Origin of the sequence: Micromonospora sp. WMMD754, from assembly GCF_049315235.1 — a bacterium.
GTDB classification, from domain to species: domain Bacteria; phylum Actinomycetota; class Actinomycetes; order Mycobacteriales; family Micromonosporaceae; genus Micromonospora; species Micromonospora sediminicola.
The window spans coordinates 4477501-4489560 of sequence record NZ_CP186058.1; the positions used below are offsets into that span (position 1 = coordinate 4477501).

A 12060-nucleotide genomic window follows, 5' to 3' on the forward strand; every position below is an offset into this window, starting at 1 on the left:
CTGACACGCACTCGAGGAGTTACAAAGCTGGTGGCTAGTCGAACAGTCTGGAATGGCTGACCGTAGACGGTGATAGTCCGGTAGGTGAAAGTTGCCAGTCTTCTGTGGGTGTTCCCGAGTAGCGGCGGACTCCTGAAATCTGCCGTGAATCTGCCAGGACCACCTGGTAAGCCTAAATACTTCCTGGTGACCGATAGCGGACGAGTACCGTGAGGGAATGGTGAAAAGTACCCCGGGAGGGGAGTGAAATAGTACCTGAAACCGTTCGCCTACAATCCGTCGGAGCCTTGCGGGGTGACGGCGTGCCTTTTGAAGAATGAGCCTGCGAGTTAGTGGCATGTGGCGAGGTTAACCCGTGTGGGGGAGCCGTAGCGAAAGCGAGTCTGAATAGGGCGTATTCAGTCGCATGCTCTAGACCCGAAGCGGAGTGATCTAGCCATGGGCAGGCTGAAGCGCGGGTAAGACCGCGTGGAGGGCCGAACCCACCAACGTTGAAAAGTTGGGGGATGACCTGTGGTTAGGGGTGAAAGGCCAATCAAACTCCGTGATAGCTGGTTCTCCCCGAAATGCATTTAGGTGCAGCGTCGCGTGTTTCTTGCCGGAGGTAGAGCACTGGATGGTCTAGGGGGCCCACAAGCTTACCGAAATCAGCCAAACTCCGAATGCCGGTAAGTGAGAGCGCGGCAGTGAGACTGCGGGGGATAAGCTTCGTAGTCGAGAGGGAAACAGCCCAGATCACCAGCTAAGGCCCCTAAGCGTGTGCTAAGTGGAAAAGGATGTGGGGTCGCATAGACAACCAGGAGGTTGGCTTAGAAGCAGCCACCCTTTAAAGAGTGCGTAATAGCTCACTGGTCAAGTGGTTCCGCGCCGACAATGTAGCGGGGCTCAAGCACACCGCCGAAGCTGTGGCATTCACATTTCAACCTCGCTTGGACTTGATTCCTTGTGCAGGTGTGTGGATGGGTAGGGGAGCGTCGTGCCGGGGGTGAAGCAGCGGGGTGACCCAGCTGTGGACGCGGCACGAGTGAGAATGCAGGCATGAGTAGCGAAAGAAGGGTGAGAAACCCTTCCGCCGGATGACCAAGGGTTCCAGGGCCAGGCTAATCCGCCCTGGGTGAGTCGGGACCTAAGGCGAGGCCGAGAGGCGTAGTCGATGGACAACGGGTTGATATTCCCGTACCCGCGAAAGAGCGACCCTGATGAACCTCGTTGTGCTAACCACCCAAACCGTGGATGACCTTCGGGTCTGATGCGGGGAGCGTGGGAACCTGGCGGGTAGTAGTCAAGCGATGGGGTGACGCAGGAAGGTAGCTGATCCCGGCCGGTGGTTGTGCCGGGGTAAGCGTGTAGGCCGTACCGTAGGCAAATCCGCGGTGCATGTAGGCTGAGACGTGATGCCGAGCCGATTCAGGTGAAGTCAGTGATCCTATGCTGCCGAGAAAAGCCTCTAGCGAGTTCTGAGCGGCCCGTACCCCAAACCGACACAGGTGGTCAGGTAGAGAATACCGAGGCGATCGGGCGAACTGTGGTTAAGGAACTCGGCAAATTGCCCCCGTAACTTAGGGAGAAGGGGGGCCGGAGACGTGAAGCCCCGCGCGGGTGGAGCGTTGTATGGCCGCAGAGAGCAGGGGGAAGCGACTGTTTACTAAAAACACAGGTCCATGCGAAGAAGTAATTCGATGTATATGGACTGACGCCTGCCCGGTGCTGGAACGTTAAGGGGACCTGTTAGCTCTTCGGGGCGAAGCGGAGAACTTAAGCGCCAGTAAACGGCGGTGGTAACTATAACCATCCTAAGGTAGCGAAATTCCTTGTCGGGTAAGTTCCGACCTGCACGAATGGCGTAACGACTTCCCCACTGTCTCAACCACAGGCCCGGCGAAATTGCATTACGAGTAAAGATGCTCGTTACGCGCGGCAGGACGGAAAGACCCCGGGACCTTTACTATAGCTTGACATTGGTATCTGAATTAGCTTGTGTAGGATAGGTGGGAGCCGGTGAAGTCCATACGCCAGTATGGGTGGAGGCAATCTTGAAATACCACTCTGGTTGATTTGGGTATCTAACTTCGGACCGTTATCCGGTTCAGGGACAGTGTCTGGTGGGTAGTTTAACTGGGGCGGTTGCCTCCTAAAGGGTAACGGAGGCGCCCAAAGGTTCCCTCAGCCTGGTTGGCAATCAGGTGTTGAGTGCAAGTGCACAAGGGAGCTTGACTGTGAGACTGACAGGTCGAGCAGGGACGAAAGTCGGGACTAGTGATCCGGCACTGGCATGTGGAAGCGGTGTCGCTCAACGGATAAAAGGTACCCCGGGGATAACAGGCTGATCTTCCCCAAGAGTCCATATCGACGGGATGGTTTGGCACCTCGATGTCGGCTCGTCGCATCCTGGGGCTGTAGCAGGTCCCAAGGGTTGGGCTGTTCGCCCATTAAAGCGGTACGCGAGCTGGGTTTAGAACGTCGTGAGACAGTTCGGTCCCTATCCGCCGTGCGCGTAGGATACTTGAGAAGGGCTGTCCCTAGTACGAGAGGACCGGGACGGACGAACCTCTGGTGTGCCAGTTGTCCCGCCAGGGGCACGGCTGGTTAGCTACGTTCGGAAGGGATAACCGCTGAAAGCATCTAAGCGGGAAGCTCGCTTCAAGATGAGGTATCCCACCCACTTTGTGGGGTAAGGCCCCCAGCTAGACGACTGGGTTGATAGGCCGGAAATGTAAGCCCGGTAACGGGTTCAGTTGACCGGTACTAATAGGCCGAGGACTTGACTACCAAGCTGCTACGCGTCCACTGTGCAACTCTGAACAAACACCACCCGACGTGGGTTGGTTGACATGTTCATAGAGTTACGGCGGTCATGGCGGAGGGGAAACGCCCGGCAACATTCCGAACCCGGAAGCTAAGCCCTCCAGCGCCGATGGTACTGCACTCGGGAGGGTGTGGGAGAGTAGGACACCGCCGGACAATCTTTCAGTCGAGGGCCGCCCCAGCAGGGTCGGCCCTCGACTGCGTTAGCGTTACGGCGGAAACGCCATCAGGAAGGATGCACCTGTGAGTTCAGGACCGCAGGGCGGGGACCGGCCCCGCCGTCACGAGGACAGCGCCGACCGCGGCCGGGGGCGTAACGACGCCCGCCGCGACGACCGTCCTTCGTACCGGGGTGGCCGCGACGACCGCGCCGGCGGCTTCCGTGGGGGCGAGAACCGCGACGGCGGTTTCCGTCGCGACAGCCGGGCCGGCGGTGGCGAGCGTCGCGAGGGTGGCTTCCGCGGTGGGGACCGTGAGGGTGGTTTCCGCGGTGGTGAGCGTCGCGAGGGTGGCTTCCGTGGCGGGGACCGCGACAACCGCCCCGGCGGCGGCGACCGTCGTGAGGGCGGCTTCCGTGGCGGTGACCGTCGTGAAGGCGGTTTCCGTGGGGGCGACCGCGACAACCGCCCCGGCGGCGGCGACCGTCGTGAGGGTGGTTTCCGTGGCGGGGACCGCGATGGCGGCTTCCGGGGTGGCGACCGTCGTGAGGGCGGTTTCCGCGGCGGTGACCGCGAGGGTGGTTTCCGCGCTGGTGAGCGTCGCGAGGGTGGCTTCCGTGGCGGGGACCGTCGCGAGGGTGGTTTCCGTGGCGGGGACCGCGACAACCGGCCCGGTGGCGGCGACCGTCGCGAAGGTGGCTTCCGCGGTGGCGACCGTGAGGGTGGTTTCCGCGGTGGCGAGCGTCGCGAGGGCGGCTTCCGTGGCGGCGACCGTCGCGAGGGTGGTTTCCGTGGGGGCGACCGCGACAACCGCCCTGGCGGCGGCGACCGTCGTGAGGGTGGCTTCCGTGGCGGTGACCGTGAGGGTGGCTTCCGGGGTGGCGACCGTCGTGAAGGCGGTTTCCGTGGCGGTGACCGCGAGGGTGGTTTCCGCGGTGGCGACCGTCGTGAAGGCGGTTTCCGTGGCGGTGACCGTGAAGGTGGTTTCCGCGGCGGTGACCGTCGTGAAGGTGGTTTCCGTGGCGGTGACCGCGACAACCGCCCCGGCGGCGGCGACCGTCGTGAGGGTGGCTTCCGTGGCGGTGACCGCGAGGGTGGTTTCCGCGGTGGCGACCGTCGTGAAGGCGGTTTCCGTGGCGGTGACCGTGAAGGTGGTTTCCGCGGCGGTGACCGTCGTGAAGGTGGTTTCCGTGGCGGTGACCGCGACAACCGCCCCGGCGGCGACCGTCGCGAGGGCGGTTTCCGTGGCGGTGACCGCGAGGGTGGTTTCCGCGGTGGCGACCGTCGTGAAGGTGGTTTCCGTGGCGGGGACCGCGACAACCGGCCCGGCGGCGGCGACCGTCGCGAAGGCGGCTTCCGGAGCGGTGACCGCGAGGGTGGTTTCCGCGGCGGTGACCGTCGCGAGGGTGGCTTCCGCGGCGGTGACCGCGAGGGTGGTTTCCGCGGTGGCGACCGACGCGAGGGTGGCTTCCGTGGGGGCGACCGCGACAACCGGCCCGGCGGCGACCGTCGTGAGGGCGGCTTCCGCGGCGGTGAGCGTCGCGAGGGCGGCTACCGGGGCGGCGACCGCGACGGCGGCTTCCGCCGCGAGGACCGGGCCCCGGGTGGTTACCGGGGTGGGCGTGACGACCGGGGCGGGGAGCGTCGCGGCTACGAGGACCGGCCGGGCAACTACGGGCCGCAGCGTGAACGTCAGGACGAGCGCGGCGAGGGGCGTACCGGCGAGGCGCCGGAACTGCCGGACGAGGTGGTCGCGAGTGACCTCGACTCGACCGTCCGCGCGGAGCTGCTCTCGCTCGCCAAGCCGGTCGCGGAGACGGTCGCCCGGCACCTGGTCGCGACCGGCCTGCTGATCGACGAGGATCCGACGCTGGCGCTGGCGCACGCCATGGCGGCCCGCCGGCTCGCCTCGCGTATCTCCGCCGTGCGGGAGGCGGTCGGGCTGGCCGCGTACCACGCGGGGGAGTGGCAGACCGCCATCGCCGAGCTGCGGACGTACCACCGGATGAGTGGCCTGCAGAGTCACCTGGCGGTGCTGGCCGACTGCGAGCGGGCGCTGGGCCGGCCGGAACGGGCGATCGACCTGTTCCGTGGCGCGGACCGGGAGAAGCTCGACCAGGCCGTCGCCATCGAGCTGCTGATCGTCGCCGCCGGTGCCCGGGGCGACCTGGGGCAGAAGGACGCGGCCGTGGCGATGCTGCAGGTCCGCGAGCTGACCACCGACTCGCCCGAGCCGTGGACGGCGCGGCTGCGCTACGCGTACGCGGACGCGCTGCTCGCCGTGGGCCGACGTGAGGAGGCCCGGGAGTGGTTCTCCCGGGCGGCCGACGTCGACTCCGAGGGTGAGACCGACGCCGCCGAGCGGCTGCTGGAGCTCGACGGCGTGGTCATCGAGGGTGACGACGAGGACGACGAGCCGGCGGACGACGCGGACGGCAGCGGCCCGGCGGCCGCGCGCCCCGACGACGAGACCGACGCCGCCGACGACCACCTCGACGAAGACGAGGACGACGACCTCGACGACGACCTCGACGGCGACACCCGTCCGCGGGCCGACGGCGCCGACACGGCGGACGCCGGTGACGCGGCTCGGGCCGGTTACCGCGACCGCGACGCCGGCGACCTGGGCGACGACGAGCTGACCGACGCCGAGGCGGAGTCGCTCGCCGGTGACACCCCGCCCGCGTCCGGTGGCACGCCTGCCGGCGGTGACGAGGCGGCGGAGCGCCGGTGACAGCGCCCGCCGGGGACACCGCTTCCGGCGCGGACCGGGGTGCACCCGACCGCGCCGGGGCGGGCGGCCGGCTGGTCGACGGGTACGTCCTGGTCGTCTTCGACCTGGACGGGGTCATCTACCTGATCGACCGGCCCATCCCCGGCGCGGTCGAGGCGGTCGCCCGGCTGCACGACGAGGGGCGGGCGGTCGCGTACGCGACGAACAACGCCTCCCGCCGCTCCAGCGAGGTGGCCGACCTGCTCACCGGCATGGGCGTGCCGGCCCGGCCGACCGAGGTGCTCACCTCGGCGGCCGCCACCGCCGAACTGCTCCGGGACCGACTGCCGGCCGGCGCGCCGGTGCTGGTGGTCGGCGCGGAGGCGCTGCGGGCGGAGTTGCGCGCGGTGGGCCTGCGGCCGGTGTCCACGGCCGACGAGGAGCCCGCCGCCGTGGCCCAGGGCTACGGGCCGCAGGTGGGCTGGTCCGACCTGGCCGAGGCGTCCCTGGCCGTCCGCGCGGGCGTGCCCTGGTACGCCACCAACACCGACCGGACGCTGCCCAGCCCTCGCGGACCGCTGCCCGGCAACGGCTCGCTGGTGGCGGTGCTGCGCACCGCGCTCGACCGGGATCCCGACGTGGTGGTGGGCAAGCCGGAGCCGGCGCTGTTCACCACCGCCGCCCGGCGCGCCGGCAGCGGGCGGACCCTGGTGGTGGGGGACCGGCTCGACACCGACATCGAGGGCGCCCGCCGGGCCGGGCTGGACAGCCTGCTGGTGCTCACCGGGGTCAGCGACGCCGCCGAGCTGCTGGCCGCGCCGGAGTCGCGCCGGCCGGCGTACGTCTCCTTCGACCTGGCGGGGCTCTTCGACCCGGCGGCCGTGGTGGCGGTGCCCGGCCGGCCGGAGGCCGGCGGCTGGTCGGTGACCGTGACCGGCGGGGAGCTGGTCCTCGACGGTGCGGGACGGCCGCTGGACGCGCTCGCGGCGCTGTGCGCGGTGGCCTGGTCGACGTCGGTCGACCCGCGTGTGCGGGCCGGCTCGGCGCAGGCGGCGGAGGCGCTCGCCGCGTTCGGTCTCGACGGCTGAGCCGCCGGCCGCTCAGAGCAGCTTGCGGAGCTTCATCAGGTCGAACGGGTTGGCCTTGATGGAGACCCGCCGGGACGCCATCGCCGACATGATGTCGAGCTTGCCGTGCACCAGGGCGACCAGGTCGTCACTGCCGGTGCTCAGCGCGATCTTGGCCTTCGGGTCGTCGCCGTCGGCGAGGTCGACCAGCCGGCCGCCCTCCAGCCGACCGTGGAAGGCGGTGCCCAGGTCGGTGATCCGGCAGGCCAGGGTGCGGTCCAGGTCGATCTTCCCCTGCGCCTCGGCGTGCTGGTCCAGCCGGGTCGCCAGGTCCTGCAACGCCTGCCGGCACTCGTCCACGCTGGCCACATCGTCTCCTCACCACGAGCCACGCCGTTTCCCGGCACCGTACCGCAATGGGACGTCCCAGGCGCCCGGTAGCGTGGCACCTGCACACCTCGCCCCGCGGAAGGACTCAGGCATGCAGGACGCGTGGCGCGCCTACCTCGAGCTGGCCATGGGCCTGACGGAGGCGCCCCGGAAGAAGGCGCAGGACGCGGTGATGCGCGTCGTCGGCCAGGGCGGCGCGACGGCCGCGCAGCTCCAGTCGCTCGCCGAGGAACTGGTCGCGACCGGCCTGTCGAACCGGGAGGCGCTGACCAAGCTGGTGCGCTTCGAGGTGGACCGGGCACTGGGCGCGGTCGGCCTGGCCACCGCCGACGAGGTCGCCGAGCTGACCCGGCGGGTGCACGACCTGGAACGGCAGCTGCGCGAGGCCCGCACCGTCCCGGCCGGTGCGGGCCCCGAGCGGCCCACGTCGTCGAGCGGCGCGTCGACCGAGCCCGCGCCGTCCGGGGCCGAGCCGCCGGAGGTCGCGCCGACCGGAGCGGCGCCGACCCCGGCGCCGTCCAAGGCGGTCGTGAAGAAGGCCGTGGCCAAGAAGGCGATCGCGCGCAAGCCGGCCGCCACCGTGGCGCGCACACCGGCCGACGACTCGCCCGCCGCCCCGGCACGGCCGGCGAAGAAGACCACCGGGCGCCGGGCGGCCGAGTCGTGACCGCGCCCTTCCGTCCGGGTCCGCCGCCCGGGCCGCGCCCCGGCCCGCCCGCGCGTCCCGGCCCGCCGCCCGGTGTCCGCCCGGCGCCGGTCGAGGAGGTCGGCGAGGCCCGGCACCCGGCGGTCGACGCCGCCGTGCGGGGCATGGCCAACGCCGAGGCGCTCGCCCCGGCCGACCAGATCGCGCAGTACGAGGCGGCGTACGAGACGCTGCGCGAGACGCTCGCCAGCATCGACCAGGCCTGAGCAGAGGCGGAGAACCACACCGATGGCTCGTCGTACCCGGCTGGACGCCGAACTCGTCCGGCGTGGCCTGGCCCGCTCCCGCGAGCAGGCCGCCGCGCTCGTGGAGGCCGGTCGCGTGCAGCTGCGCGGAGTGCCGGCCCGTAAGGCCGCCGCCATGGTCGACCCGGCGGACCCGCTGCTGGTCACCGGCGAGGACCCGACCGAGGACTACGTCTCCCGGGGCGGCCACAAGCTGGCCGGCGCGCTCGCCGCGTTCGCCCCGGGCGGGCTGGCCGTGACCGGCCGGCGCTGCCTGGACGCGGGCGCCTCCACCGGCGGCTTCACCGACGTGCTGCTGCGCGCCGGAGCCGCCGAGGTGGTCGCCGTCGACGTCGGCTACGGGCAGCTCGCCTGGCCGCTGCGCACCGACGAGCGGGTCCGGGTGTTCGAGCGCACGAATGTGCGTACCCTCACGCCGGAGGCGATCGGCGGGCCGGTCGACCTGACGGTGGCCGACCTGTCGTTCATCTCACTGCGTCTGGTGCTGCCGGCACTGGCCGGCTGCACCGGCCCCGACGGCGACCTGGCGCTGATGGTCAAGCCGCAGTTCGAGGTCGGCAAGGAGCGGGTCGGCGCCGGTGGCGTGGTGCGCGACCCGGCGCTGCGGGCCGAGGCGGTGCTCGACGTCGCCGCGGCCGCCGCGCGGCTCGGCCTCGGGCTGGCCGACGTGGCGGCCAGCCCGCTGCCCGGGCCGAGCGGCAACGTCGAGTTCTTCGTATGGTTGCGCCGGGACGCGCCCGCCGCCGATCCGGACCGGGTCCGCACGGTGGTGGCCGCCGGCCCGCAGGGAGCCGCCGCGACGGCGGCCACGACCGAGGAGGTGTCCGGATGAGCCGTACCGCGCTGCTGGTGACCCACACCGGCCGTCGACGCAGCACCGAGCACGCCCGGTCCGTGGCCGCCGACCTGATCGCGGCCGGGTTCGAGGTGCGGGTGGTGGCCGAGGAGGCCGACGACCTGGACCTGCCCGGCGTGGTGCCGGTGACCGGTCCGGAGGCGGCCGAGGGCGCGGAGATCGTCTTCGCGCTCGGCGGGGACGGCACGTTCCTGCGCGCCGCCGAGCTGGCCCGCCCGGCGAAGGCGCCGCTGCTCGGCATCAACCTGGGCAAGGTCGGCTTCCTCGCCGAGGCGGAGATCGACGACCTGGACACCGCGGTGCGCGACGTGGTCGGGCGCAACTACACAGTGGACGAACGGCTCACCCTCGACGTGACCGCCGAGTTCGACGGCGGGCCGACCATCGAGTCGTGGGCGCTCAACGAGATCAGCGTGGAGAAGGGCGAACGCGCCCAGATGCTGGAGCTGCTCGTCGACGTGGACGGCCGGCCGCTGTCGCGCTACGGCTGCGACGGTGTGGTCTGCGCGACCCCGACCGGCTCCACGGCGTACGCGTTCTCCGGCGGCGGCCCGGTGGTCTGGCCGGAGGTGGAGGCGCTGCTGCTGGTGCCGATCAGCGCACACGCGTTGTTCAGCCGCCCGCTGGTCACCGCGCCGACGTCCACGTTCGCCATCACGGTCGACCCGTTCACCACGCTCGCGGTGCTCTGCTGCGACGGCCGGCGGGTCTACGACCTGCCGCCGGGCGCCCGGGTCACCGTGCGGCGCGGCGCGTTGCCGGTGCGCATCGTCCGGCTGCGGGCGCGTCCGTTCACCGACCGGCTGGTGGCCAAGTTCGACCTGCCCGTGCAGGGCTGGCGCGGCAACCGGCGCTGATCGGCCGCTCAGATCCGGCCGGCTCCGCCCCGCTGCGCGTTACCGTGGGCGCACGGGTCACGTCGAGGTGAGTCCGGGCACGGCGGTGAGGCCCGCCGGTTCCCGGACGCGTGACCCGGTGGTCGCGGGCCCGACCAGGGGGTGGTCGGTCCGCGACGGTCGGGGCGCCGGAGCGTTCGCGGCCGGGCCACGGCGGGTGGACCGGCGCGCCGCGCCCGGTCGGGTGTCGACCCCGGTCGGGCCGACAGCTCGTCGAGCCGCCGCCGGAGGAAGCGGCGGCGCACGAGCTGGGGCGACGACGCGACGTCCGGCGCCCCGACCACCCGCGCGGGCAGTGCCCGCCGGCGCCGGACCGACCGTCGAGAACGGTACGGCGTCCACAGGCCACCGTGCCGGCTGGTCAACTGTCACACGGCGGGGCTACTGTCGGGTGCTGTGCTGGAAGAGCTGCGCATCACCGGACTGGGCGTCATCGAGGACACCACGCTGCCGTTGGCCGGGGGGATGAACGTCATCACCGGCGAGACCGGCGCCGGCAAGACGATGGTGGTGACCGGTCTCGGCCTGCTCTTCGGTGGCCGGGCCGACGCCGGCCGGGTGCGCGCCCAGCCGGGCCGCGCGGTGGTCGAGGGGCGGCTGCGCCTGCGCGGGCGGGTGGCCGAGGCGGTGCACGCCCGGATCATCGACGCCGGCGGCGAGCCCGACGAGGACGGCTCGCTGCTGCTGAGCCGCACGGTCACCGTCGAGGGCCGCTCCCGCGCCCACCTGGGCGGGCGCAGCATGCCCGTGTCGACGTTGGGCGAGGTCGGCGAGCAGGTGCTGGCGGTGCACGGGCAGTCCGACCAGCTGCGGCTGCTGCGCCCGGCCGAGCAGCGGGCCGCGCTGGACCGGTTCGCCGGCCCGGAGCACGAGAAGCTGCTCGACGCGTTGCGCGAGACGTACGGCCGGTGGCGGACGGTGGTCGACGACCTGGCCGACCGGCGGCGCAACGCCCGCGAGCGCAACCAGGAGGCCGACCTGCTGCGGTTGGGCCTCGACGAGATCACCCGGGTCGATCCGCAGCCGGGGGAGGACGACGAGCTGAAGGCGGAGGCGCAGCGGCTGGAGCACGCCGAAGGGCTGCGCACCGCCGCGCAGGTGGCGCAGCAGTGCGTCGCCGGCGGCGTGGAGGCCACCGACGAGGCGCCGGACGCGACCGCGCTGCTCGGCACGGCCCGGCGCACGCTGGAGGCGCAGGCCGGCACCGACCCGGCGCTGGGTGAGCTGGCGGCCCGGCTGGAGGAGGCCGCGACGCTGGTCACCGACGTGGCCGCCGAGCTGTCCACCTACCTGGCCGCGCTGGACGCCGATCCGGCCCGCCTGCAGACCATCTACGAGCGGCGGGCCGCGCTGCGCGCGCTCACCCGCAAGTACGCCGACGACGTCGACGGGGTGGTGGCCTGGGCCGAGCGGGCCCGGACCCGGCTGTCCGACCTGGACACCTCCGACGAGCTGCTGGACGAGCTGGACCGCGAGGCGTCCCGGCTGGCCGGTGAGGTGGCCGACCTCGCCGGGCGGGTCTCCGCGTCCCGGCACGAGGCCGCGGTCCGCTTCGCCGAGCAGGTCACCGTCGAGCTGGCGGGGCTGGCCATGCCGCACGCGCGGATCGAGGTGGCGGTGCTGTCCCGGCCGGCCGGGCGGTCCGAGCCGAGCCTGCCGGTCAACGGCGTCGAGGCGGGCGTCGGCGCGGACGGCGCCGACGAGGTCGAGCTGCGGCTCCTCGCCCACCCGGGTGCGCCGGCGCTGCCGTTGCAGCGGGGCGCGTCCGGCGGTGAGCTGTCCCGGGTGATGCTCGCCATCGAGGTGGTGTTCGCCGGTTCCGGCGGCCCGCCCACGCTCGTCTTCGACGAGGTCGACGCCGGGGTCGGCGGCCAGGCCGCGGTGGAGATCGGCCGCCGGCTGGCCCGGCTGGCCCGCAGCCACCAGGTGCTCGTGGTCACCCACCTGCCGCAGGTCGCCGCGTTCGCCGACCGGCACCTGGTGGTGGCGAAGGACACCGGCGGCGCGGTGACCACCAGCGGCGTGCGGGTGGTGGAGGACACCGAGCGGGCCCGCGAGCTGGCCCGGATGCTCGCCGGTTTGCCGGATTCCGATCTGGGTATCGCTCATGCCGAGGAACTCCTGGCCGTGGCGGCCAAGGAAAGGCGTCCGTGATGCCCCGATTGTGAGCGCAAGCACACCGGGGCGCGTCCCGGTGTGCTTCCCTGGGTAGGCGGCCCTGCTC

General features: G+C 71.4%; 9 protein-coding genes and 2 rRNA genes (1 of these 11 only partly in view). 9 read left to right on the plus strand and 2 right to left on the minus strand.

Annotation, left to right across the window (positions count from 1 at the left end):
- Together ACN27B_RS21610 and rrf are read left to right on the plus strand one after the other, a co-directional pair.
- Positions 1-2769 (plus strand): 23S ribosomal RNA (locus ACN27B_RS21610) (it extends 340 nt beyond the left edge of the window).
- 75 nt (positions 2770-2844) lie between these two features.
- Positions 2845-2961: ribosomal RNA gene (gene rrf, locus ACN27B_RS21615) — 5S ribosomal RNA — on the plus strand.
- 93 nt (positions 2962-3054) lie between these two features.
- On the opposite strand, the gene ACN27B_RS21620 is transcribed toward rrf, so the two are convergent.
- The gene (locus ACN27B_RS21620) at positions 3055-4794 is read right to left on the minus strand and encodes a hypothetical protein (protein ID WP_422741364.1); all 1740 of its coding nucleotides are present in this window, start codon (positions 4792-4794) and stop codon (positions 3055-3057) included.
- Here ACN27B_RS21620 and ACN27B_RS21625 point away from each other — a divergent pair.
- Together ACN27B_RS21625 and ACN27B_RS21630 are read left to right on the plus strand one after the other, a co-directional pair.
- A complete protein-coding gene (locus ACN27B_RS21625; RefSeq protein WP_422741365.1) occupies positions 4711-5697 on the plus strand; it encodes a tetratricopeptide repeat protein in 987 nt (328 codons plus the stop codon). The genes ACN27B_RS21620 and ACN27B_RS21625 overlap by 84 nt on opposite strands.
- A 71-nt stretch (positions 5698-5768) precedes the next feature.
- On the plus strand, positions 5769-6764 hold the full coding sequence (locus ACN27B_RS21630) for an HAD-IIA family hydrolase (protein ID WP_422746034.1): 996 nt from the start codon (positions 5769-5771) through the stop codon (positions 6762-6764).
- 12 nt (positions 6765-6776) lie between these two features.
- Here the strand turns inward: ACN27B_RS21630 and ACN27B_RS21635 are convergent, their stop codons facing one another.
- Positions 6777-7112 carry an SCP2 sterol-binding domain-containing protein gene (locus ACN27B_RS21635; protein ID WP_281591787.1) on the minus strand — a complete coding sequence of 112 codons (336 nt, stop codon included), beginning with the start codon at positions 7110-7112 and terminating at the stop codon, positions 6777-6779.
- Positions 7113-7224: 112 nt separating this feature from the next.
- Here ACN27B_RS21635 and ACN27B_RS21640 point away from each other — a divergent pair, with 112 nt between their 5' ends.
- From ACN27B_RS21640 to recN, 5 genes are all read left to right on the plus strand, one after another.
- Positions 7225-7800 (plus strand): hypothetical protein, encoded by a 576-nt coding sequence (locus ACN27B_RS21640; protein WP_422741366.1) that lies wholly within the window; start codon positions 7225-7227, stop codon positions 7798-7800.
- Positions 7797-8045, plus strand: a complete 249-nt coding sequence (locus ACN27B_RS21645) for a hypothetical protein (protein ID WP_099161486.1) — start codon at positions 7797-7799, stop codon at positions 8043-8045. Before ACN27B_RS21640 ends, ACN27B_RS21645 begins: the two co-directional genes overlap by 4 nt.
- 22 nt (positions 8046-8067) lie before the next feature.
- Positions 8068-8916, plus strand: a complete 849-nt coding sequence (locus ACN27B_RS21650) for a TlyA family RNA methyltransferase (RefSeq protein WP_099161485.1) — start codon at positions 8068-8070, stop codon at positions 8914-8916.
- Positions 8913-9797 (plus strand): NAD kinase, encoded by an 885-nt coding sequence (locus tag ACN27B_RS21655; RefSeq protein WP_091577872.1) that lies wholly within the window; start codon positions 8913-8915, stop codon positions 9795-9797. Before ACN27B_RS21650 ends, ACN27B_RS21655 begins: the two co-directional genes overlap by 4 nt.
- Before the next feature lie 435 nt (positions 9798-10232).
- Positions 10233-11990: a DNA repair protein RecN gene (gene recN, locus ACN27B_RS21660; protein WP_098745298.1), complete on the plus strand. Its 1758-nt coding sequence runs from the start codon at positions 10233-10235 to the stop codon at positions 11988-11990.
- Positions 11991-12060: the final 70 nt, after the last annotated feature.

Coding starts and splice junctions, on each gene's coding strand:
- ACN27B_RS21640 (WP_422741366.1), top strand. CDS start 7,225: ATGCAGGACGCGTGGCGCGCCTACCTCGAGCTGGCCATGGGCCTGACG.
- ACN27B_RS21650 (WP_099161485.1), top strand. CDS start 8,068: ATGGCTCGTCGTACCCGGCTGGACGCCGAACTCGTCCGGCGTGGCCTG.
- ACN27B_RS21655 (WP_091577872.1), top strand. CDS start 8,913: ATGAGCCGTACCGCGCTGCTGGTGACCCACACCGGCCGTCGACGCAGC.